This is a genomic window from Enterococcus sp. DIV1537a (assembly GCF_051712085.1).
GTDB lineage: Bacteria > Bacillota > Bacilli > Lactobacillales > Enterococcaceae > Enterococcus > Enterococcus faecalis.
Map to the genome: position 1 here is coordinate 2,550,413 of NZ_JBIOOE010000001.1, position 23,873 is coordinate 2,574,285.

Annotated in this window: 18 protein-coding genes; 2 read left to right on the plus strand and 16 right to left on the minus strand. The window is 39.4% G+C overall.

Features of this window, described 5'->3' with window-relative positions; all coding sequences use genetic code 11:
• Positions 1–70: 70 nt before the first annotated feature.
• Entirely contained in the window at positions 71–2,341 is a 2,271-nt protein-coding gene (gene gshAB, locus IGJ41_RS12545) for a bifunctional glutamate--cysteine ligase/glutathione synthetase (RefSeq protein WP_153853911.1), read from the minus strand.
• A gap of 170 nt (positions 2,342–2,511) precedes the next feature.
• On the opposite strand from gshAB, the gene IGJ41_RS12550 reads away from it, so the two are divergent.
• Positions 2,512–3,012, plus strand: a complete 501-nt coding sequence (locus IGJ41_RS12550) for a cysteine hydrolase family protein (protein ID WP_153853912.1) — start codon at positions 2,512–2,514, stop codon at positions 3,010–3,012.
• Positions 3,013–3,617: 605 nt separating this feature from the next.
• A complete protein-coding gene (locus tag IGJ41_RS12555) occupies positions 3,618–4,514 on the plus strand; it encodes a YitT family protein (RefSeq protein ID WP_002365354.1) in 897 nt (298 codons plus the stop codon).
• A gap of 50 nt (positions 4,515–4,564) precedes the next feature.
• On the opposite strand, the gene IGJ41_RS12560 is transcribed toward IGJ41_RS12555, so the two are convergent.
• From IGJ41_RS12560 to IGJ41_RS12630, 15 genes are all read right to left on the minus strand, one after another.
• The gene (locus IGJ41_RS12560) at positions 4,565–4,963 is read right to left on the minus strand and encodes a VOC family protein (RefSeq protein WP_002354951.1); all 399 of its coding nucleotides are present in this window, start codon (positions 4,961–4,963) and stop codon (positions 4,565–4,567) included.
• Positions 4,964–5,082: 119 nt separating this feature from the next.
• Positions 5,083–5,568: a cupin domain-containing protein gene (locus IGJ41_RS12565; protein WP_002381091.1), complete on the minus strand. Its 486-nt coding sequence runs from the start codon at positions 5,566–5,568 to the stop codon at positions 5,083–5,085.
• A 160-nt stretch (positions 5,569–5,728) separates the two neighbouring features.
• The gene (ftsY, locus tag IGJ41_RS12570; RefSeq protein ID WP_002383251.1) at positions 5,729–7,057 is read right to left on the minus strand and encodes a signal recognition particle-docking protein FtsY; all 1,329 of its coding nucleotides are present in this window, start codon (positions 7,055–7,057) and stop codon (positions 5,729–5,731) included.
• A gap of 2 nt (positions 7,058–7,059) precedes the next feature.
• A complete protein-coding gene (locus IGJ41_RS12575) occupies positions 7,060–7,887 on the minus strand; it encodes a Cof-type HAD-IIB family hydrolase (protein WP_010827829.1) in 828 nt (275 codons plus the stop codon).
• Positions 7,888–7,911: 24 nt separating this feature from the next.
• Positions 7,912–11,490, minus strand: a complete 3,579-nt coding sequence (smc, locus tag IGJ41_RS12580; RefSeq protein ID WP_173963713.1) for a chromosome segregation protein SMC — start codon at positions 11,488–11,490, stop codon at positions 7,912–7,914.
• Between the two features lie 20 nt (positions 11,491–11,510).
• Entirely contained in the window at positions 11,511–12,203 is a 693-nt protein-coding gene (gene rnc / locus IGJ41_RS12585) for a ribonuclease III (RefSeq protein WP_002354946.1), read from the minus strand.
• 329 nt (positions 12,204–12,532) lie between these two features.
• Positions 12,533–14,311: an oligopeptide ABC transporter substrate-binding protein Opp2A gene (gene opp2A, locus IGJ41_RS12590; protein ID WP_002354945.1), complete on the minus strand. Its 1,779-nt coding sequence runs from the start codon at positions 14,309–14,311 to the stop codon at positions 12,533–12,535.
• Positions 14,312–14,339: 28 nt separating this feature from the next.
• Positions 14,340–15,263: an oligopeptide ABC transporter permease Opp2C gene (gene opp2C, locus IGJ41_RS12595; RefSeq protein ID WP_002365358.1), complete on the minus strand. Its 924-nt coding sequence runs from the start codon at positions 15,261–15,263 to the stop codon at positions 14,340–14,342.
• A 27-nt stretch (positions 15,264–15,290) separates the two neighbouring features.
• The gene (gene opp2B / locus IGJ41_RS12600) at positions 15,291–16,253 is read right to left on the minus strand and encodes an oligopeptide ABC transporter permease Opp2B (RefSeq protein WP_002354943.1); all 963 of its coding nucleotides are present in this window, start codon (positions 16,251–16,253) and stop codon (positions 15,291–15,293) included.
• Complete coding sequence (opp2F, locus tag IGJ41_RS12605) at positions 16,253–17,197, minus strand: oligopeptide ABC transporter ATP-binding protein Opp2F (RefSeq protein WP_002354942.1); 945 nt, start codon at positions 17,195–17,197, stop codon at positions 16,253–16,255. The genes opp2B and opp2F overlap by 1 nt, the downstream gene beginning before the upstream one ends.
• Complete coding sequence (opp2D, locus tag IGJ41_RS12610) at positions 17,197–18,237, minus strand: oligopeptide ABC transporter ATP-binding protein Opp2D (protein ID WP_002367425.1); 1,041 nt, start codon at positions 18,235–18,237, stop codon at positions 17,197–17,199. The genes opp2F and opp2D overlap by 1 nt, the downstream gene beginning before the upstream one ends.
• Before the next feature lie 263 nt (positions 18,238–18,500).
• Positions 18,501–18,740 carry an acyl carrier protein gene (gene acpP, locus IGJ41_RS12615; protein WP_002354939.1) on the minus strand — a complete coding sequence of 80 codons (240 nt, stop codon included), beginning with the start codon at positions 18,738–18,740 and terminating at the stop codon, positions 18,501–18,503.
• Positions 18,741–18,876: 136 nt separating this feature from the next.
• Entirely contained in the window at positions 18,877–19,878 is a 1,002-nt protein-coding gene (gene plsX, locus IGJ41_RS12620) for a phosphate acyltransferase PlsX (RefSeq protein ID WP_002395966.1), read from the minus strand.
• A gap of 102 nt (positions 19,879–19,980) precedes the next feature.
• Positions 19,981–22,017 (minus strand): ATP-dependent DNA helicase RecG, encoded by a 2,037-nt coding sequence (gene recG / locus IGJ41_RS12625; RefSeq protein WP_153853915.1) that lies wholly within the window; start codon positions 22,015–22,017, stop codon positions 19,981–19,983.
• Between the two features lie 115 nt (positions 22,018–22,132).
• Positions 22,133–23,809 carry a DAK2 domain-containing protein gene (locus tag IGJ41_RS12630; protein WP_002354936.1) on the minus strand — a complete coding sequence of 559 codons (1,677 nt, stop codon included), beginning with the start codon at positions 23,807–23,809 and terminating at the stop codon, positions 22,133–22,135.
• Between the last annotated feature and the right edge of the window lie 64 nt (positions 23,810–23,873).

A 23,873-nucleotide genomic window follows, 5' to 3' on the forward strand; every position in this document is an offset into this window, starting at 1 on the left:
ACCAAGAAAACGCTTTTATAAAAAATACCGCCAAAAAATCTATTATGAATTTTTTAGCGGTATTCTTTTTTTATTGAACCACTTCTGGGTATAAAAGTTTTAAAACGTCCATTGTTAAACGGCGTCCTTTTCCAGCGTAAGGATACACATGCATGTGCATGGCTGGATTAAAGTTTGCTTCAATAATCCCGTACGTTAAGCTATCACGTGTGCCTTTTACGTCTTTGTCAGGAATGATTAAATCAATGCCACAAATTTTGGCTCCTAAAGAAGCTACGGCCTCAATGGCGATTTGTTTATAACTATCATCAATGACATCGGTCATATCAATCGAATCCCCGCCCGTGCTAACATTAGAATTTTCTCGCAAGTACACGATTTGCTCTTTTTCTGGCACAGAATAGATAGTTAAACCTTGTTCTTTCAACATTAGTTTTTCTAAATCATTTAACTGAATTAATTCTAGTGGTGCACGGTGATTGGTCCCCCGCAATGGATCACTATTTTTAGCGGCCACCAATTCTTCTACAGTATGTTTGCCATCTCCGGTAACATTGGCTGGCACGCGCAACATGATGGCTTTTACATCATTATCTAACACAAAGAACCGATATTCTGTTCCAGGTAAAAACTCTTCAATTAAAACCGCTGTGTCCTCTTTAAAAGCAATCCGTAACGCTTCCGTAAAGTCTTCCAACGAAGCGCCTTCTTTAAAAATGGTAATTCCTAAACCGTAATTCGTTGATTTTGGTTTCACGACAAACGCTTTATTGGCGTAGCGTAAATGTGCTTCTTGTGCCTCAATAAAAGATGAAAATTCTTCACCGCCAGGCACATGGAAACCTGCTGCAGACAAAATTTTCTTTGTCACGGTTTTGTTTTCCATAATCAATGGTACCACGTAGTTATCTTTGCTAGTCATGTTGGCATTTTTGACGTATTCAATGTGCTCGCCATGTTGCAGTTTCAAAAATTGCTCTTGTTCATCTAAAATTTCGATTTCCAAACCTTTTTGAATCGCATCAAATAAGAAAATTTGTGTGGATAATTCCATCTCACGGAAACCAGCTAATTGATAAGGGCGTTCAAAGGCCATACTTTGATATTGGTTTCCAAAAATGTTTCCCAGTTCACTGTTGGAGTTTTCTTGAATAATCGTCCACATTTTGCCAGAAACGGTGTCTTGAGGATTCCGCAGTTGTTGATAATACTTACCGACGACTTCTTTGCCTTTACGAATGCCTAGAGCATCTAACATATCAATCATTTCTGAAAAAATCCGATCGCCTTCTGCAATTAACTTAATCGTTTCATGAGGATGACCAAGAGCCACTTGTTCATTAAAAATATCGCCAGTTTTTACCCATTCATCCGCTTCTTCTTTTTCATCTGTCCACAATAAATACAACATGAAATAATGTAAGAAATCCACGGTATCTTCCACAATGCCTAAACGTGAAAAAGGATTTAAGTCTAAATTACGCAACTCGATATAGCGAATACCTGTTTTAGGCAGATCAGACATTTGTTTCCCACCACGTAAGCGCACAGGCGCATAAAATTCTTTTTCTTCAGAAAGTAAACCATTTTCCACCATGCGATGAATATCTTCTAAATAGCGTTCCAATGAGGCATAAGATACTTTCACATTGTCATGATTTCTGTAGCCATACGTACTATTCCGAATACTGCGAATGGGTTCTTGTGGTTGGTCGTCATAGACTCTAAAGTAGCCGTCTTCACTAACTGGTGAAGCCCCAAAAAGATACGTAATTAACCAGCGATAACGTAAAAAGTTACGGGCAACTTTCATGTACACTTTCGTTTTAAATTGTTTGCAGTCTGTCACTTCGGATTGTTCATCATATAATTGCTGAATCAGGGCTTGGTCATATTCAAAATTAAAATGAATTCCGCTGACCATTTGTTTTCGTTTGCCATACTCTTTTGCCAAATAACGACGATATAACACCGCATCATATTGATCTAATTTAGCAATTTTAATCTCTTCATCTTTTGTTGGTAATTGTGGCGGCATACTTAATGGCCACAGCATTTCATCTTCTGGAATCGAACGACGAGCCACATCGTGAATGGCATCTAAAAAACGAAGCATTTCTGTGCCGCTATTTGCTACAGGCGTGATTAGTTCTAATTGTGTTTCACTAAAATCTGTTTGAATATATGGATGATAAGAACGGTTACCAAAAACCGTGGGATGATCAGTTGTCGCTAAAAGCCCTTCTCGTGTACTACGTTGGTTTTCTTTTTCTAAACCAAAACGAGCCATCAATACGTAAGGACGAACATTTTTCTTTTGCATTAATTCTCTATAATTCATCTTGTCGCCTTTCTTTCTACAAACTATCTGTTTCTCTTACTATTATATAGGAAAACGAGTAAATATGCTGTTTTTTTGAACGTTCGCTTGGGAATTTTCGAGACACTTTTAGAGAGCGCCTTTTTCCGTTATACTGAAAACAACTAGTTTATAGAAAGTGGGGATTGCTCATGAAAAATCGTGCATTACTTTTAATTGACTTTCAAAAAGGCATCGAAAGTCCGACGCAGCAATTGTACCGTCTACCAGCAGTGTTGGATAAAGTCAATCAGCGTATTGCTGTCTACCGCCAACACCATGCGCCCATTATTTTTGTTCAACATGAAGAAACCGAATTACCTTTTGGCTCAGACTCTTGGCAACTTTTTGAAAAACTGGATGCACAACCTACAGATTTTTTCATCCGCAAAACACATGCGAATGCCTTTTACCAAACAAATTTAAATGATTTATTGACGGAACAAGCCATTCAAACGTTAGAAATTGCTGGTGTCCAAACCGAGTTTTGTGTGGACACTACAATTCGGGTGGCTCATGGTTTAGGCTATACGTGTTTGATGACACCGAAAACCACTTCCACCTTGGATAATGGACATTTAACCGCGGCACAAATTATCCAACATCATGAAGCTATTTGGGCTGGCCGCTTTTTGACTTTTTTGAGCCTGTGACAAAAATCACTTTGGATTTTTGTTCCGGGCTCAAAACATGATAAACGGCGGGAACAGAACCAACACTACGCGTTGCTTCGATCACAACAACTTCTAAGGTGTTTTCTCGACATGCGTCTCGTCACAGTAAAGCCTTCAAAAGAGCTACAGCTCTAAGAGTTGCGATGTTTCACTGTGAAGCATGAACAGATGAAATCATCGTACCTACTTGGTGAAGGTCCTTCGGAAATAAGCCGAAATTGTTGAGAATCACGAAGAACGTAGTGATTCGATGATGAACAATACCTACTTGGTCTCCAAAAATTAAAGAGCAATTTTCGGAAATTTCTTCTTATTGCTGAGAAACACTATTTGCAAAGCAAATAGATGTTAATCAGTACCTACTTGGTTCTCGGAGCTAAACGGTTCTGTCCCGACCTCTTTTCCAAAAAATTGTTTGTTCACTATGTTTTCTTGTCGTATTTCATGTTAGTATAAGGAAAAAGTGTTCAGTTGATTAGTTGAAGATTTAGAGTGTGGGACATAAGTCGATTAGGCTTGTCTCTCATGTTCTGTCTTTTTTTATGTCATCATTCACTAAACTAATAAATAATTGGAGGTATTTTATGAACAAATTTTTTACAGCCCAACGTTTAAAAGACACCGCCTATGTAACAGTCGGTGCATTCATTTTGGCCATTTCAATCAATGCGGTCTTATTGCCAAATAAACTTGTCGCAGGCGGAGCCAATGGCATTAGTATTGTTATTAATTATGTTTTCGGGATTAGTCCCGCCATTGTTCTTTACGCCATCAATATTCCTCTTTTAGTGCTTTGTTTCTTACTTCTTGGGAAAGAGGTCGGTGTCAAAACCATTTATGGCAGTCTTATTTATCCATTTTTTGTAGGAATTACTTCGGGGATGCCTGTTTTAACACATAATATTTTTCTAGCAGCATTATTTGGCGGTATTATTACAGGTGCTGGCCTAGGCTTGGTTTTCCGTGGCAATGCCTCAACTGGTGGTACAGCAATCATTTCACAAATTGTCAATAAATACTTCAAAGTTTCCTTAGGTATTGCTATTTTATTCGTCGATGGTTTAGTCATTTTATCAGCAATGTACGCTTTTAATGCAGATATTGTGTTATTCTCTTTAATTTGTTTATTTACAATTGGTCGTGTCGTTGACATGATTCAAGTTGGCCTGGTTCGCTCGAAGAATGTGATGATTATTTCACCAAAATATGTCGCTATTCAAGAACGCTTATTACGTGAACTAGATAAAGGTGTGACCTTGGTGCCAATCGAAGGCGGTTATCGAAGCGCGAAAGGCATGCTCTTAATGACCGTCATTCGTGAAAAAGATTTTCCCCGCTTAAAAGAAGCCATTCTTGAGATTGATGAAGAAGCCTTTTTGATTTCAATGAGTGCAAGTGAAGTCTACGGAAAAGGATTTAGCTTGAAAAAAGTAGCTGATTCTTATGGCGTTGAAGCTACTAATGCCAATAATTTACAATAGTTTTTTGTAGGAGAAGAGCCGCAAAATCTGTAGAGATTTTGCGGCTCTTTTTACATCTTCATCCAGACAGGTTCTAAGCTATTGCCATCCAAATCTTGCACTTCTAAGCCATACATTTGCTCTTCTGGTATTCCCATATCAACTCGGTAACAGTTGCCTCCGTTAGCTTTGGCGGTTTCGCCAAACTGTTTTACGGCTTCGGCACTCTCTAAACTAAAGGAAATTAATGCTCCACTGGTTGTTTGCGCATCAATAATTTGCTTTTCTTGGATAAATTTTCCATAAAAATCATGGTTCAACAACATAATCCAAAATTGATCATCCCACATCATCGAACTAGCTTCCTCTGTTGAAAATTCCTCGTTCTTTTTGAATCCAAGTTTTTCATAAAATGCTGTAGAACGTTGGACATCCGCTACTGGGAAGTTAACAAAAACCATTGTGCCCATGTGATTCATCCCTTTCTTTTAATCATCTACGACAGCTAAGTGTGCGTTGCGACAAAATCAACAAGCTTGTTTGATTTATACTAGCATATTCATAAAAGAAATGTTACTAAAACGTTTTCTTAAGGTAATTCTCGATAAGCCAAGTGCTGAATGATTTCACTATGTTGTGGATAATCGTTTAACAATTCCGCTTGAGTAAATAACTCGAAGTCTTCAAACTCAAAGCCTGGTGTAACCACACAACTGACTAACGCAAATCCTGTCGCTACTGTAGAGCCAAAGATTGTGCCGGCAGGAACTGAGAACGAAAGCTGTTGCCCTTGAACTAAGTCTTTCCCTAACTGAACAGCTTGATATGTTCCATCAGGAAAAATACAGTGAACGGTTAACGGCTGACCATCGTGAAAAAACCATAATTCATCCGCTTTTAAACGATGAAAATGTGACGGACTTTCTGTATTTAATAGAAATAAAATCGCTGTATGCAACGCCCGTTCGCCTCGTTTGGTCGGAATCAATTGTTCACTTTTATTGGTTTGTTTAAAATAACCGCCCTCAGGATGCGCTTCTAATCCTAACTTCTCAATCCACATTTGTTCTGTCATCTTCTCCCTCACTCCTTCATTTTTTTCAGAAACAATTTAGGAAGAACTTAGAACATCCGTCCCAATCCTAAAATAAACGGCGGGACAGGAGTAGCTTCTTCATTCTTGAAGCTAAATACTCCTGTCCCACGTTCTTCCCAAACCTGTTTATTTTCTACAACTAAACATCTTTTAATAAGCCTTTAAATAAGCCCATTGCGAAATCGTTGGCATTGAATGGTTCTAAATCGTTAATGCCTTCACCTAGACCAACTAATTTCACTGGCAAGTGTAATTCATTCCGAATAGCAATGACAATACCACCTTTGGCTGTTCCGTCTAGTTTGGTTAAAACTAAGCCAGTGACATCGGTTGTTTCTTTGAACTGTTTGGCTTGTGTCATCGCATTTTGCCCAGTAGTTGCGTCCACGACTAAGAGAACTTCGTGAGGCGCATCTGGAATTTCTCGTTGAATGACTCGTTTAATTTTTTCTAATTCCTTCATTAAGTTGACTTTATTTTGTAAACGACCTGCTGTATCCACTAGCAAAACATCGGCCTGTTCTGCCTTGGCACGTTCCACTGCATCGAAAACGACCGCTGCTGGGTCGCCGCCAGCATTCCCACGCACAACTTCAACGCCAGCCCGTTCACCCCAAACAACTAATTGATCGATGGCGCCCGCTCGGAACGTATCGGCAGCGGCCATTAAAACTTTCTTTCCTTCCAACTTGTATTGATGGGCTAATTTACCAATGCTGGTTGTTTTACCAACTCCATTAACACCAACAAATAAAATCACGGTTAAGCCATTTGGCTGTAAGTTAATCGCATTATTTTCATTAATTCCTGCTTCTTCATACAAATCAACCATTTTTTCAATGATGGTATTTTGAACTTGAGCTGGTTTTTTCACATTTCGCAGTTTCACTTCTTGTCGCAAGGCTTCTGTAATTTTTAAGGATGTATCAAAGCCTACGTCTGCACCAATTAACGTTTCTTCTAATTCTTCAAAGAAATCTTCATCGACGCTCCGGAAATTAGCAAACAATTCGTTCAACCGTTGACCAAATGTTTTACGTGTTTTTTCCAAGCCTTTTTCATATTTTTCTTGGACTTGCTCTTCTTTCGACTCTTCAATTTCTTCTGAAACCTGCGTGTCTGTTGGTTCTGTCAACGGAGTCACGACACTACTTTCTTCCTCAGGCGCTTCCACAACAACTTCTTGTGTTTCCTCTGTCAAGATTTCTTCTGGCTCTTCTTCTAATGCTTCTTCTACGCCAGCTAATTTTTCCATTTCAGCGTTATCTGTTAAATCGGCTGTTTCTGCGACTTCTTCCGCTGTCGTTTCTGGCGTTGTTTGCGCCTCTTCTGCTGCGGTTTCTTTTGATTCAGCAGGCGCTGATTCATCACTAGGTGTTTCGTCTACTGTTTCTTCAACAATCTCTTGTTTTTCTTCTTCCTTTTTTTCAGCGGAAAAAGCTTTTTTAATTTTATCAAAAAATCCCATTCTTATTGGCCTCCTTCCAACGGCATTAAAATATATTTTTCGACCGCTTTGGCAACGCCATCTTGGTCATTCGTGTCTGTAACGACATCTGCAGCTTCTTTAACTAATGGAATCGCATTTGCCATGGCGACACCTAAGCCAGCGTATTCAATCATCGGTAAATCATTTTCTTCGTCCCCTAGGGTCATGATTTCTTCCGCACGGATTCCTAAATCTTTGGCTAACAAGGAAATACCATAGGCTTTCGTAATCCCTTTTGGCATAAATTCTAATAAGTTATTTCGCGTTTTAATAATTTCAAAGCGCTCATAAAAAGAGGCCGGAATTTCCTTGATGCGTTCATTTAAATACGCTTCATCAATCGCAACAACAACTTTATTATAAATTCGATTCGGGGTTAACTCTTCTAATTTGTAGGACTCAAAGGTTAATAATTTGTTTAGAGAACTATAAATTGAAGGATAATTAGGTGCAGAAGGCAATTGCATCACGACCTCATCGGATAAGACATCAAACGGCATGTTGAGTGTGGTTGCTAATTGGTACAGCTCATGAATCGCTTCCAAGGGCATCAATGTTTTCTCAATAATGGCCCCTGTATCATTTTTTTGAACCAACCCGCCGTTAAAAGTAATGCTATAATCGCCTTCATCTTGTAAACCTAATTCTTCTAAGTAAGGACCAATAGCTGCCAAAGGTCGACCTGTGCAGATAACAACTTTCACGCCTGCTTGTTTCGCAGCCATCAGTGCTTGTTTATTCCGTAAAGAAATCTCTTTTTGGCTATTTAATAATGTTCCATCTAAATCAATAGCAACTAATTTTATCAAACGTTCGCTCCTCCTTGCTTCTGGCTAATTGCTTTTTTCAATTGCGCCACCTTCTTTGACCTCTTCCAAGCGAACTGAAACGATTTTTGAAACCCCAGATTCTTGCATAGTCACGCCATATAAAACATCTGCGGCTTCCATTGTCCCTTTACGATGTGTCACCACAATAAACTGTGTGCCATCTTCAAATTCGCTTAAATAATGGCCAAAACGAGCAACGTTGGCTTCATCTAAAGCTGCTTCTACTTCATCTAAAATACAGAACGGAACTGGTCGAACACGAATAATTGAAAAGAGTAACGCAATCGCCGTTAATGCCCGTTCGCCTCCAGACAACAAGCTTAAATGTTGTAATTTTTTCCCTGGTGGTTGCGCCTCAATCTCAATCCCTGTATTCAAGAGATCCTCTGGATTGGTTAGCACCAGTTCTGCCCGTCCGCCTCCAAACATATTAGGAAATACCACTTTGAACTGGCCACGAATTGCTTCAAAGACTTCTTTAAACCGTTCTTTCACTTCTTGGTCCATTTCATCCATGGTTTCAAATAATTGTTCTTTCGCATTTAATAAATCATCTCGTTGACTGACTAAAAATTGATGGCGTTCATCGACTTGTTCAAATTGCTCGATGGCACTTAAGTTAACAGGTCCTAACCGCTCAATTTCTTGTTTTAGGCGTTTCACTGTTTGCTGTGCTTGCGCTAAATCATCGATTGGGAAATACGCTTCATAGGCAGCTTCAAAGGTTAAGCTGTATTCTTCCTGTAAGTAACTTAATGAGCTATCTAATTGCATTTCTGCACGATTTTTTAGGACTTCAATTTGTGTTTTATCTGCTAAATACTGTTGTTGGCGTTTGTTTTCTTCCGCTAATTTTGTATCTAACTCGTCTACTTCTTCTTGCAACGCTTGTCGTTGACTACGTGCCGTTTGTAAAGACGTTTGCAACGCTGTTTGTTTCTCCGCTAATTGCGCGACTTGTGCCGCTAAGCCTTCTTCGGTTAACTGGTGATCGCTAGAATGGCTACTTAATTGTTGTAGCTGTTGACGGATGGCCGTTTCTCGAATCAACAATTCGTCCAATTGTTCTTGTTTGTCTTGCTTTTGACGAGCAAAATGGGCACATTGTTCCGCCGCTACTGCTTGTTCTGCTTGAACTGTCGTCAAGCGTTCTTGCGCTTGGGCTTTAAAGGTTTCCATTTGGCTAGCTTCTTGTTCCACTTGTTTCATTTCAGCATCTAAACGTTCTTTCGTTGCCGTTAAGTTTGCTTGTTGCTCTGTCAATGTGGCTTTTTTCGTTTGATATTCGGTTAAGAATTGATGCAATTCCCGTGATTCATATTCAAACAGACGTTTTTCTTTTGTTAAACGAGTAATCGTTTCTGTTTGATTGGCTAATTTATTGTCAATTTCTTGTTGTTTTAAACGATTTTGTTCACCAGCAGAGCGCAACATTTCTGCACGTTCCGTGGCTGTTTTCACTTCTTGCGAGAGCGCTTGGACTTCTTGTTCTACACTTCTTAGTTGTGTTTCTAATTGAGTCATTTGTTCAGTAATTGTTTGAAGTTCTTGCGCTTGTGAAAATAGGCTTCCTTGGTTGCCACGTTTATTGGCTCCCCCAGTCATCGAACCGCCAGGATTCATCACATCGCCTTCCAATGAGACAACACGATATTGGTAATTGACTAATTTTGCTAACTGGTTGGCACTCGTTAAATCTGCCGCTAAAATCGTGACGCCTAAGAGATTTTGAATAACGGTTTGTACTTGTTCTGGATAACGAACTAATTCACTGGCAATCCCCACGAAGCCCGGTGCACCAGCCAAACGATTCTGAACCATCGCCGATACAGAGCGCGGCTTAATGGTAGTCAATGGTAAAAAGGTTGCCCGGCCACTGTGTTGTTGTTTTAGGAAGGTAATGCCTGCTCGACCATCTTTCTCATTTTCCACAACAATATGTTGTGCCGCACCACCTAAGGCCGTTTCAATCGCCAACGTATATTCTTTAGGCACTTCAATTAACTCAGCCACTGCGCCAACAATCCCAGTTAATTGGTTTTTGTGACGCAATACAGCTTTCACGCCTTGATAGAAGCCAGCGTAATTTTCTTGAATTTCTTGCAAACTTTTTTGGCGTGCCTTCGCTTGTTGCACTTGATTCATCGCTTGGTACATATCGTTTTGACGCTGTGCTAATCGTTCACGTTTGGCTTCAAGCGTTGCTTTCAACCCGGTGTATTCTTCCAGTTGTTCTTGTAAGCCTTGTTTTGCGACTTTTTGCTCTTTTTCTAGCGTCTCTTTCATTGCGAGAGCTTCAACCATCTGTTCTTCTAGCGCTTCGTGTTTTGCTAGCGATTGTTGATTTTTAGCTGTTTCTTGTTGATATTGTCGTTCTAAATATTTTAAGTCATTGGCTGTATTGGCTTGTTCTTGCATGACTTCCACATACTGACTGCGCAATTCTTCCATCAATTCTTTAGAAGACTTACTATATTTTTCCACATCTTTCGTTGCCAAAGCCAATGCTTCTTTTAACGTCTGACGTTGTGCCGTTTTTTCTGCGATTGCTGTTTCCAGCGTCTGCAATTCTTCCCGATAGCGAACAATTTTTTCGGCCGTTTCTGCCAATGTCTCTTCGTATTCGCTTGCCGTTTGGGAGGTGTGTTTGGAACGTTCAATTAAAACATTTTTTTGTCCTTCTGCTTGTTTCAACGCTTCTGTCACTTGTAATAATTGTTGTTGTTCCGTTTCAATTTGTTCATCTAAACGATTGCGCTTGCTTCGTAAACGTACCAATTTGCCTTCTAGGTCATGGACTTGCTTACTTGCGCCAGCTAACTTTTCTTCAATGGCTGTTAATTCTTGCGTTTTCGTTTCCCAAATAGCTTTTGCTTCTTGAATTTCGATCACAGTTAAATTGACATCAATTTCGGTAAGTTCTTCTTTCAAAGCTAAATACTTTTTAGCCGCATCTGCTTGGGCGGCTAGAGGAACTAATTGGTCTTCCAACTCGTAAATGATATCTTGGACACGGCTTAAGTTGTCCTCAGTTTCGAAAAGCTTTTGTTCAGCTTTTTTCTTTCGTTGTTTGTATTTTAAAACGCCCGCTGCTTCTTCAAAAATCCCTCGACGGTCTTCAGGTTTACTATTAAAAATCGCTTCAACTTTCCCTTGTGAAATAATTGAAAAAGATTCTTTGCCTAACCCTGAATCCATAAATAAATCTTGAATGTCTTTTAAACGGCACGCTTGTTTATTAATAAAAAAGTCACTTTCGCCCGTTCGTTTTAAACGACGGGTGACACTAATCTCACTATAATCCAATGCTAAATAATGGTCGCTGTTGTCTAAAGTCACGGTAACTTCCGCAATATTTAGCGGCTTACGACCTTCCGAACCGGCAAAGATAATGTCGTTCATTTTGCCACCGCGAAGGTTTTTCGCAGATTGTTCACCTAATACCCAGCGAACAGCTTCCGTGATATTACTTTTCCCACTTCCATTCGGACCAACCACTGCTGTCACATCATCTTCAAATTCAATAATGGTTTTATCTGCAAATGATTTAAATCCTGTAATTTCAATTCGTTTTAAATACACGAATATTGCTCCTTCCAGCCTTACTGAGGAATACTTTTCAGTGCCCGCTCAGCGGCATCCTGTTCAGCTAACTTCTTCGATTTTCCTTGGCCTAACCCAATGAGTTCACCATTCATGTAAACTTCAGTGAAAAAGGTGCGGTCATGAGCAGGGCCTTCTTCTTTAATTAAGCGATATTCAATTGAAACATCGCCTTTGCGTTGTAAAACTTCTTGTAATTGTGTTTTGTGATCCATCTCATGTGAAAAAGCACCGGCATCAATTTTCGGAAAAATAACGTCTTCAATAAATTTCTTGGCTGCGCCAACTTTTTGGTCTAAGTAGAGGGCACCTAAAAAGGCTTCAAATAAGTCACATAATAATGATGCACGTGTTCGTCCGCCCGATGCTTCTTCTCCTTTACCTAATAAAATGTAGTTGTCGAAGTGACATTCTTTCGCAAATTTGGCTAAACTATCTTCCCGAACGATGGCTGCGCGCATCTTCGTTAATTTTCCTTCTGGAAGTTCTGGGAATTTTAAATACAAATATTGTGAAACAATTAATTCTAAAACTGCATCTCCTAAAAATTCAAGACGTTCATTATCGGATAATTTTAAATAGCGATGCTCATTCACATAGGATGAATGAGTAAAAGCTTGCTCTAATAGATTGACATCATGGAAAACAATGCCGTAACGTTCTTTTAACTCTGTTGTTAACTGATTGTCCATTCTCCACATTCCTTTACATTTATTTACACCTTGTTTCATTATACTTTTTTTTTCACTTTTTTTAAATGGTTCTATTCAGAAAAAGCCTGTTATTCACTGTGTTCTCATTATTTTTTAGAAAAAAATAAATAAATAGGGCTATGACTGAGATAAAAGCGTTTGTTTACGTAAGAGATAGAAAGAGCGTGGGACAAAAATCACTTTGGATTTTTGCGCCACGCTCAAAAACTGATAAACCGCGGGAACAGAAGCAACTCCTCCTTATTTCTCGGAGTTAAACACTTCTGTCCCGACCTCGTTCTATCTCTATTAAATCAGCGGAACGTTGTTTAACGTTTTTCCGCAGTGACACCCACCGTTGCCCATGGATTATCTTTCGTATCAACTGCCCAAGTAAAGTCAACTACACGGTCGTTGACAGGCAAGACTTCATTTCTGTAAAGCGTTGGGATTACAAATGCTTCATCAATGGCATACTCTTGCCAATCGTAGAAGGCTTTTTTACGTTTTTCTTCATCAAATGATGCTTTTGAATCGATCGCATCAAGTAATTTAGTATTTTCTTCTGACTCAAAACGTGTGTAGTTAAAGGCTGAGTTTGGACCATATAAGCCGGTTGGTGAAGGATCTGAACCTGTGCCCCACGCGCCTTGATAGATATCTACTTCTGGATCATCATTTTTCAATTTGTCATAGAATGCTTGGAAATCAATTAAGCGTCCTGTTGTATACGTTACGTTTAAGCCAATTTCTTTCCATTGTTGGACATAGTAATCAGCAAGTGGTTGTGCAGTTTCGCCGCCTGACATTGAAGCAAACTTGATTTCTAGTGGTTTGCCTTCTTTGTCTTCGCGAATGCCATCGCCGTCTACGTCTTTATAACCAGCATCATCTAATAATTTTTTCGCTTTGTCTAAATCAAGCGTATAGCCTTTCGCTTCGCTATCATGCAAGCTCTTGAAGACTGGTGGGATTAACGTTGTTGCCCCTGTTCGTAAGCCGTTGTAGAATTTTTGGCCGACTGCATCATTGTCAATTGCATAGCCCATGGCTTGACGTAAGCTTTTATCTGCCATTTTAGCTTTTGGATTGTATTTCACTGTATTTGTTTCTTTGTCAAACGTACCCATTTTAAAGCCAATATACGTGTAGGCTTGTTCGGGACGTCCTAAGATTTGATACCCTTCAGTATCTTTGTATGTTGGATACGTATCTGTTGGCATTGATAATGCAATATCGTATTGTTTCGCTTTCATCGCTTCTACAATGCTCGCAGAAGGAACAGATTTGAACACTAATTTATCTAATTTAGGTTTGCCACCGTAGTAATGCTCATTTGGTAGGTATTCAACAGATTCACCTGTCACAATATTACTCATGTAGTATGGTCCAATAGTCACAGGGTTTTTACGAACTGCATCGCTTGATTCCATGTCTTTAACAGCAATTCCTTCAAAGGCATGTTTTGGTAAAACTGAACCCCAAACACCGCCACCTAATTGTTGCATTCCTGGGTGAACTTCTTTATAAGTGATTTTAACTTCTTTATCATTGACTTTTTCTATGCCAGAAATGGTTGGCGATTTACCATCATGGTAGTCTTCCATGCCAACAATATTCGTAAAGTTATCATCATAACGAATCCCTGTATAGTCTTTATGACCAATGACTTCATAAGAGAAAATCACGTCATCTGCCGTCACATCTTTACCGTCAGACCATTTCAAATTGTCACGTAATTTAATGGTTGCTGTATTGGCATCTTCATCTAATTTCAGATCCGCAGGACCCCCATCGACAATCTTAAAGTCTGCATCATTGTTAAATAATGGCTGTACCGTTGGAAGCATGTATTGTGCATCATAGTTGTCTTGATAAAATTCTTGCTGGAAAAGTCCTTGGAATTGTGTATCCATAACTACAGCGACATCTAATGTCCCGCCATCAATTGCTTTTTTATCATTTTTAACAGCGATTGGCATTTTTGAAATGTCTTCTGTTTCCGTTGCTTTATTGCCCCCGCCTTTATTGCCGCCACCACATGCAGCTAACCCGAATACTAACACAGAAGCTAACGTGATTGCACCTAAAATCCGTTTCTTGTTCATCTCTTTTCCTCCCTCATTTTTTGGCTAATTAGCCTAATCGTTGTCGTGCATCTGCTGAGCGCTTAAATGCTTGTCCAACATAGTTTATACTTAACATCAAGACTAAAATTAGAATTGATGCAGGTAACCAAACCCATTGTTTATTGACTAATACATCCCCACTGCTGGCGTAGCCAATTAAGGTTCCTAAACTTGGGACACTTTGTGGTAACCCGAAGCCTAAGAAAGTTAACGTTGTTTCGATCCCGATATTGGCCGCGAAATTAATCGTTAAGTTCGTAATAATTAATGAACTTAAATTCGGCATAATTTCTCGAAACATAATTTTAAAATCGCTTGTTCCCATTGTCTTAGAGGCACTAACGTAATCTCGGCGCCCTTCAGATAACGTTTTACTGCGGAACAACCGCGCTTTTCCAACCCAATAAAACGCACACATAATCCAAATAAAGGACCAGATACTATATTTAGGAATCACGGAAACGAACACAATAATAATTAACATAATTGGCAAAATCATAATAAAATCCACGATACGCATCAAAATATTATCAATCATGCCTCCATAATAACCGGAAATAATCCCTAAACCGACCCCGATAATAGACGTAATAATCGTAATGGCAAAACCGATTAAAATAGAGTTTCTAGCCCCGATAATCAATTGTCCTAAAACATCACGACCCCCTTCATCGGCACCTAAAATGAACTTGGTGCCATTCATTGTAACGGTACCTGGTTCCGCATATTTATCTAAAATACTTACATGCATAACGGCACTTTGGTCTAACACTAACGAACCGATAAAAACGGCTAATAAGATAATGACCAAAAGGATTAAAGAAAACATCGCCATTTTTTCTTTGACGAATTCTCGCGCAATCATCCGAAAGCCCATTGGTGGAATACTTTCTTGTAAGACTTCTTCTCTTTTTTCTTCTGTCAATTCCATTTTTATCACCCTTTCTTCGTGTTTTTTCTACTGAATTCGAATTCTTGGATCAACAATACTCATTACAATATCAGAAATTAAGGTTCCGATAAGGGTTGCCAATCCCAAAATCAACACGAGAGCGGTAATAACGGAATAGTCACGTTGAATGATACTATCAATAAATAATTTTCCAATTCCTGGGAAAGCAAAAATCTTTTCAATAACGACTGATCCGGCAATCAAAGCAGTAATTTCATAACCTAATTGAGAGGCAATTGGTAATGCTGCATTTCTAAAAATGTGTCGATTAAAAATTTTATTCGTTGGCACTCCTTTTGAACGAGCAGTCCGAACAAAGTCCATGTTTTTAACATCAATCACTTCACTGCGCAAATATTGAATAGTGACCGCTGTCCCTAGCAACGCTTGAGTGACCCCTGGTAAAATTAAATGCTTCAGTTTATCTAAATAATACGGCCACGTTCCCTCAGCCAAACCAACAGTCACGGTTCCACTCGTTGGGAACCAGTCTAAGCGATACCCAAAAATAAAGAGCATAATCAAGGCAAAGATGAATAATGGCACGGCAAAACTGAAGAAGTTGTAGATAACCACCATTTTGTCAAACCATGAATTTTGGTAACGGCCAGCAATTAAACCGAAAGGAATGGCGATTAAATACGTGATTATAACTGACACAGCGGCCAATGCAATCGTATTCCCCACCCGACCAGCAATGAGCGTGGACACAGGTAACTTAAAGATAAAACTATGACCAAAATCTCCATGTAAGGCATTGCCAATCCAACGGAAATATTGTTCGTACCAAGGATCATTTAACCCGGCAGCTTCGCGCATGGCTTCAATCACTTTCGGGTCTTGGTTCGGATTAATCAATCCTGTAAACGGATCACCTGGCATCATTTTAGCCAACAGGAAAATCAAGACACTTAAAATAATCACTTGCGGAATCATCAATAACAAACGGCGTAAAATTGTTTTCCACATTATTCAGCACCTCCATTTTTTAACGCTACTTGGTGGGTTGGACTAATCGCATGTAAGTTATAAACCCGCCCATTTTCATCATAATAGTCTTTATGATTTTCCCGATACTCTTGCTCAACTCTTCTTCGTTCTTCTTTGTGAGCTTCTCGGTTCGCTACGTCAATTTTAGGAATTGCTGAAAGTAAGCGTTTGGTATAAATGTGTTGTGGATTAGTGTAAATATCTTGGCGTGTACCGATTTCTACAAAACGGCCTTTGTACATAATGGCAATGTTGTCACACATATGTTTAACTACGCCCAAATCATGGGAAATAAATAAGTAACTTAACCCATATTCCTGTTGAATGTTTTTCATAAAATTCAATACCTGTGCTTGCACAGATAAATCCAGTGCTGAAACAGGTTCATCTGCAATAATTAATTTGGGGCTGGTAGCCACCGCTCGGGCGACGCCTAAACGTTGGCGTTGCCCACCAGAAAATTCATGAGGATATTTGTACAACGCATCTTCTGGCATCCCCACAATATCCAACAAACTTTTGACTTTTTTCTTTTCTTCTTGGTCACTTAACCGTTCAAAATTTCGAATTGGTTCGGCGATAATATCTAGTACTCGTTTTTTAGGGTTTAAACTTGACATCGAATCTTGGAAAATCATTTGGACATCTTTGTTGTATCCGATCGCTTTTCGACTTCGCGGCTTGGTTACATCTTGTCCTTGATAAATAATTTCACCATTTGTAATTTTTTCTAAACCAATAATTGCTTTTCCTGTCGTTGATTTTCCAGAACCCGATTCACCAACTAACCCATACGTTTTACCTTGTTCAATCATGAAATCCACACCATCAACCGCCAAAACATGATCAGTGATTCGATTGAAGAAGCCGCTGCGAATTGGATAATGAACTTTTAAATCTTTAATTTGAATAATTTCTGTCATTACGCTTCCCCTTCCCCGTCTCTAAAATGAAAATGTTTATAACATGTACAACGAACATAATGATTCGGTGCAACTTCATGTAATGTTGGATTTTCTTCATGTTCCGATGCATCAATCCAAGGAATTCGTGGGGCAAACCGACAACCTTTTCTAGGTAATTTGGTTAACGAAGGAACAATCCCTTCAATCACATGAAGTTCTTCTTCATCTGAATTCTCTTGGGGAATGGACTGAAGTAAGGAACGTGTATATGGATGTTTCGGATGACTAAACAATTCTTCAGCAGTGGCTACTTCTACAAACTGACCCGCATACATAACCGCTACACGATCAGCCATTTCCGCAACTACACCTAAGTCATGGGTAATTAAAATAATGCCGCTCCCTGTTTCTTCTTGTAAATCTTTTAACAAATCGAGAATTTGTGCCTGAATGGTAACGTCTAAGGCCGTTGTTGGTTCATCTGCAATTAAAATCGGTGGTTTACACGCGATTGCAATGGCAATAATCACCCGTTGGCGCATGCCGCCAGACAATTCATGAGGATACTGTTTCCCGACACGCTCTGGGTTGGGAATCCCCACTTGATCTAACAGTTCAATGGCCCGTGCTTGTTTTTGTTGTGCGGTCATTTTGGTATGATACGTTAGACTTTCTTTAATTTGGTCTTCAATTCGCATGAGCGGATTCAGTGCAGACAACGGATCTTGGAAAATCATCCCAATATCGTTTCCTCTGACTTTGTTGTACAATGTTTCATTAAACGTAGTTAAGTTTAAATTGTTGTATAAAATTTCCCCAGTAATTTTGGTATGATTGGGATCATGTAAGCCCATAATCGTTGTTGCTAAGGTACTTTTTCCACAACCAGATTCTCCGACGATTGCCAGAATCTCATTTTTCTTCAATTCAAATGAAACATCATCGACGGCATTATAATAATCATCTTTGATTCTAAATGCTGTTTCTAATCCTGAAACCTCTAGTAATTGTTCATTTCCTTGCATCCATACGCACCCCTTACGTCCTTTCAAAAACATTATATAAATTAACTAATATTTAATGATAGCACTTTCTAATTTTTATCAATGTTAATTTACAGCTCATTGTTTTTTCATAATTTTATAGAATTATTCCATAAAAAGCAAGATAAAATAACTTTTTTCGCAGTTATTTTTTTACATGTATGATTTTTTTTACAAAAATATGTGTAAAAATAGCCTTATTGCTTAATAAAATAACCATTATGTACGCAAAAAAAGTCGATCAACACGAATGTCAATCGACTTTGTCTTATTATTTTTTATGAATTACTCACAATATAATCTACAGCGGCACCAACTGTTTCAATTTTTTCTGCATCTTCATCTGAAATCTCTGTTCCAAATTCATCTTCAAGTTCTAAAACAAACTCCATTACGCTAATTGAGTCAGCGTTCAAATCATCTTTAATGTTTAATTGATCTGTTACTTGATCCGCTTCAATATCAAAGTGGTTTGAGATAATCTTCGCTACTTTTTGAAGTACTTCTTCACGAGTCAACTGTATTCACCTCCACTGCTTTTGAAAAAAGGTTCTTTCTTTTACTAAAACGCTAAGATACATTGTACTCACAATTTGGGTATTTGTCCATCTTTTTTTCATTTGAGTAACAAACTGATGTCAAGACAATTGCAAATTACTCTACTTTGCCTTCATAATATTCCACTAATTGTGGGACAACTTGGGTTTCTAACATTGTATGAATTTGACGAATGGTGTAGCGGACGGCATCAGGACCCGTGGCCCCATGCGTTTTAATGACTGGCGCTTTTAAGCCAAATAAAACCGCTCCCCCATGTTTTGAGTAGTCCATTTCGTCTTTCATGCCACGCAACGCATTCTTTAATAATAAGGCGCCCATTTTTCCTTTGACACCTTCAGAAAGAATCGCTGTTTTCAGCAAGCTCATCATGTTCATAGCTGTGCCTTCGATGGATTTTAAAACGGCGTTTCCTGTGAAGCCATCTGTCACCACCACGTCAGCTACGCCATTTAATAATTCTCGTGCTTCAACGTTTCCGACAAAATTAATCGTTTCATCTGCTGCTAACAATTCGAAGGCTTTTTTCGTTAATTCACTGCCCTTTGTTTCCTCAGTTCCGTTATTTAATAGACCGACACGAGGATTCTGAACGTTCCGAACTTTTTCAGCATAGAATGAACCTAAAACGGCATACTGAACCAAATGTTCTGGTTTATTGTCTGCATTGGCTCCTAAATCTAACATGTCAAACCCTTTGTCTGGTTCTCCCATGACAGGTAAAGTTGACATCAAACCGGGACGTTCCACATTTTTGATGCGGCCGACAATGAACAGACCCGCTGCTAATAGCGCTCCGGTGTTGCCTGCAGAAAAAATCGCATCGGCTTCCCCATTTTTAACTGCTTGCGCTGCTAAAACCATGGAAGCAGTTTTCTTACGACGGATTGCTTTAACTGGCTCATCGTCACTAGCAATTTTTTCATCGGTATGAATAATCGTAATGTTTTTTTCATCGGTGATGTATTTTTTTATTTCGGCTTCTTTTCCATATAATTGAAATTCAATGTCTGGGAAGTCTTGTTTGGCTAGCATAACCCCTTCAACAATTGCTTGTGGGGCGTTATCTCCACCCATTGCATCTACAGCAATTTTCATGAGTGATTCCCTCCTACTTTTTTGTTTCCTAACAAGTATAACATATTTTTTTCAAAGAAATACGCATTGGCTTTTACTTTCTGGCTTCAAAAATTACCTCTTCTAATCGAAAAATTGGGCTGCCTCATCTTGGGGTTTCACTCGATTGGCTAAGCCTTGATAAGCAGGATATTGCCACCATTCTTTCACTTGCCATAGGGCACTTGCTTCTTGGCGCGCAACTTCTAAAATGTTAAAGTCCGTCACGATATCTCCTACCGCAAATTGAGGCACCCCTGATTGCCGTGCACCGAACACTTCCCCAGGTCCGCGAAGTTCCAAATCACGCTCACTCAAGACAAAACCATTGGTGGTTTCTGTCATGATTTTCATACGCTCAACGCCCATTTCATTTTTCGGATTGGCTACTAAAATACAATAAGAAGCACTGGAGCCACGCCCAACACGGCCCCGTAACTGATGTAACTGTGCTAACCCAAACCGGTCCGCATCCATAATTAACATCACCGTGGCATTTGGTACATTCACGCCAACTTCAATAACGGTGGTAGAAACCAATAATTGCAGCTGATTGTCTTTGAACTCCTGCATAATGTCATCTTTTTCTTGGTTTTTCATTTTACCATGTAGTAATCCCACTTGATATCTTGGGGAATAAAAGCTTTGCATATGTTCAAAAATTTCTGTTGCGTTTTTCACATCTAAGGCTTCTGATTCTTCAATCAATGGACAAATAATATAGGCTTGATGTCCTCGAGCCAGCTCTTTTTCCATCCATTCTAAAACAGTATCTAACTGCGGCGGCCGAATCCAACGTGTTTCGATTGGAATCCGTCCAGCTGGCATTTCATCAATGATTGATACATCCATTTCGCCATAGGCTGTAATTGCTAACGTTCGAGGAATCGGAGTGGCCGTCATAAATAGAACATCTGGTTTTAAGCCTTTTTCTCTTAATATTTTTCTCTGATTCACACCAAAACGATGTTGCTCATCGGTGATTACCAAACCTAATTGATGAAAACAGACATCTTGTTGTATCAAAGCATGGGTCCCTACCACAATGTCAATCTCGCCATTGGCCAGTTCTTCGAGAATTAGACGACGTTCTTTCGTTTTGGTGGAACCTGTTAATAAGGCCGTTCGAACTTCTAATGGATCAAACAACTGCTGTAAGCTTTCCATGTGCTGTTGCGCTAAAATTTCAGTCGGAACCATTAACGCCCCTTGAAAGCCAGCGGTCATGGTGGCGTATAGCGCAATCGCAGCCACTACCGTTTTCCCACTCCCCACGTCACCTTGAAGCAATCGTTGCATATGCTTCGGACTTCGTAAGTCTCGACAAATTTCATTGGTCACTTTTTTTTGGGCGCCTGTCAATTCAAACGGCAGTCCTTGGGTGAACGTTTTTAAGCAATCCACATCATATTGAATGGCTAAGCCATTTTTTTCCGCTTTTTCTTGTTTCTTCAGTCCTTGCATTTTAAGTTGAAAAAGGAAAAACTCTTCAAAGACTACTCGCCGTTTGGCTTGATGGCTTTCTTCTGGATTACCGGGAAAATGCATCGCCCACATTGCTTCTTTTCTAGGCATCAAGCGGTACTTTTCTAATAAATCATTCGGTAAAATCTCTTCAATCAGTGAACCATACTCTTCAAAAGCAGTGCGGATTAACTGAACCAACGTGCTTTGGCGGACTTTTTTATTCACATGATAAATGGGGGCGAAATCTTCATTGTCTCCTTTAGAAGCTAAGATTTTCATGCCATTTAATGATTTTCTCTTGGCGTCCCACTTGCCATAAACAGCAATTTCTTCGGAAAGAACTACTTTGTCTTTTAAAAAAGGTTGGTTGAAGAAGGAAACATTAATGACCGCATGTTCCTGCATCATTCGAAACGTTAACCGGCTCTTTTTATAACCGTACCGACTAACGACTGCTTCCGAAACCACTAGCCCTTTTAGCGTAACTTTTTCCTGATCCTGAATCTCACTTAAATCCTTTTCTTGGATATCATCGTAGCGGAAGGGATAATACGTCAATAAGTCTTCAATTGTAGCAATCCCCAGTTCTTGTAAATTTTCAGCACGTTTTGGGCCAACACCGGGCAATACGCTGACTAAATCTGTGATGTCCATAAAATCCCCTCCTCATTAATATACGCAAAAAAATGGATCATTCATTAAATAGGCTGGTTCATTAGCCCTAACTAATGAACCAGCCTATTCGTTTTTATTTTTTCATCACGAAAACCTATTCTGCTGAGAATAAGTATGGATACACAGGTTGTCCACCTTCATGAAGTTCTGTTTCTAGTTCATCGTTTTCAGAAACTAAAATAGCGATTAGCTTTTCAGCTTCTTCAACCGAACCATCTTCGCCGACAATAATTGTCACGATTTCAGTGTCTTCATCGATCATGCGGTTCAACGTGTCTAATGATGCATTAAAACGATCTGCTTCAGAAACGACGATTTTACCATCAATCATTCCTAAGAAGTCATCTTTTTTAATTTCAACGTCATCAATGGTTGTGTCACGAACAGCTGTGGTTACTTGACCACTCACAACGCTGTCTAACATTTCCGTCATACTTGCTTTGTTTTCTTCTAATGATTGTTGATCATTGAAAGCTAACATTGCTGTCATTCCTTGAGAAATGGTTTTAGATGGAACAACCGCTACTGGTACATCGGCAACTTCTGCTGCTTGATCAGCCGCCATAAAGATGTTTTTGTTGTTTGGTAAGATAATGACTTGCTCTGCATTCACTTCTTTGACTGCTTTTAAAATATCTTCCGTACTTGGGTTCATTGTTTGGCCACCACTAATAATGTAGCTTGCACCTAAACTTCGGAATAATTCTTGAACGCCTTCACCGGCTGCAATAGCAATCACAGCAAACGGTACGCGAACTTTTTCAGTCAACGCTTCTTGCTGAGCATCGCGTTCAACTAACGTTTCATGTTGTAAACGCATATTGTCTACTTTTATTTTTACTAACGAACCAAATTTTTGGCCGTAGTTCATCACTTCACCTGGATGCTCAGTGTGTACGTGAACTTTGATAATTTCGTCATCGTTAACGACTAATAGAGAATCGCCTAATTCATTTAAGTAGTTTCTGAATGTTTCATAATCAAAAGCGCTGTCCACGGTTGGGCCTTCGCCGATACGAACCATAATTTCTGTACAATAGCCAAATTTAATGTCTTCTGTCGCAACGTGGCCACTAACACCACGATGATGTTCAGCATTAACCATTTCGTCCATTTCGGCAGGACTTGGTTCATACGTCTCAGTTGGTAAAAATTCACCACTAAGCGCTTCTAAAAATCCTTCATAGATAAATAGTAGTCCTTGACCCCCACTATCTACAACGCCGACTTCTTTTAGGACAGGTAATAAATCAGGTGTTTTCGCTAAGGCACGTTTAGCACCTGCTACAACAGCTGTCATAACTTCGATACAATCATCTGTTTCTTTCGCTTTACGTTCACCAGAACGCGCCGCTTCACGAGAAACAGTTAAGATTGTTCCTTCAACGGGTTTCATCACTGCTTTATACGCTGTTTCTACACCATGTGTAAAGGCAGCGGCCAAGTCTTTGGCATTTAATGTTGTAACCTCAGGAATTTGTTTTGAGAAGCCGCGGAATAATTGAGATAAAATAACCCCAGAGTTTCCACGAGCACCCATTAATAACCCTTTGGATAACGCACCTGCTAATTCTCCTACTTTTTCAGAGCGAGAATCGGCCACAGCCTTTGCACCACTGGTCATTGATAAGTTCATATTTGTTCCTGTATCACCATCGGGTACAGGGAAAACGTTTAATGAGTTGACATATTCTGCATTTGTGTGCAGACGAGTCGCACCTGCCTGGACCATTTCCTGGAACTGACCTGCGCTGATTTCTGTTACATTCACCTAAAAAATCCTCCTTCAGATTTACCGCTAACGGCAACACACGACTTCCTTGTGCAATTGCATC

Bases quoted from the DNA above. Each gene is read 5' to 3' on its own strand.
- gshAB (WP_153853911.1), bottom strand. From the start codon at position 2,341: ATGAATTATAGAGAATTAATGCAAAAGAAAAATGTTCGTCCTTACGTA.
- IGJ41_RS12550 (WP_153853912.1), top strand. From the start codon at position 2,512: ATGAAAAATCGTGCATTACTTTTAATTGACTTTCAAAAAGGCATCGAA.
- IGJ41_RS12555 (WP_002365354.1), top strand. From the start codon at position 3,618: ATGAACAAATTTTTTACAGCCCAACGTTTAAAAGACACCGCCTATGTA.
- IGJ41_RS12560 (WP_002354951.1), bottom strand. From the start codon at position 4,963: ATGGGCACAATGGTTTTTGTTAACTTCCCAGTAGCGGATGTCCAACGT.
- IGJ41_RS12565 (WP_002381091.1), bottom strand. From the start codon at position 5,568: ATGACAGAACAAATGTGGATTGAGAAGTTAGGATTAGAAGCGCATCCT.
- ftsY (WP_002383251.1), bottom strand. From the start codon at position 7,057: ATGGGATTTTTTGATAAAATTAAAAAAGCTTTTTCCGCTGAAAAAAAG.
- rnc (WP_002354946.1), bottom strand. From the start codon at position 12,203: ATGGACAATCAGTTAACAACAGAGTTAAAAGAACGTTACGGCATTGTT.
- opp2A (WP_002354945.1), bottom strand. From the start codon at position 14,311: ATGAACAAGAAACGGATTTTAGGTGCAATCACGTTAGCTTCTGTGTTA.
- opp2C (WP_002365358.1), bottom strand. From the start codon at position 15,263: ATGGAATTGACAGAAGAAAAAAGAGAAGAAGTCTTACAAGAAAGTATT.
- opp2B (WP_002354943.1), bottom strand. From the start codon at position 16,253: ATGTGGAAAACAATTTTACGCCGTTTGTTATTGATGATTCCGCAAGTG.
- opp2F (WP_002354942.1), bottom strand. From the start codon at position 17,197: ATGACAGAAATTATTCAAATTAAAGATTTAAAAGTTCATTATCCAATT.
- opp2D (WP_002367425.1), bottom strand. From the start codon at position 18,237: ATGTTTTTGAAAGGACGTAAGGGGTGCGTATGGATGCAAGGAAATGAA.
- plsX (WP_002395966.1), bottom strand. From the start codon at position 19,878: ATGAAAATTGCTGTAGATGCAATGGGTGGAGATAACGCCCCACAAGCA.
- recG (WP_153853915.1), bottom strand. From the start codon at position 22,017: ATGGACATCACAGATTTAGTCAGCGTATTGCCCGGTGTTGGCCCAAAA.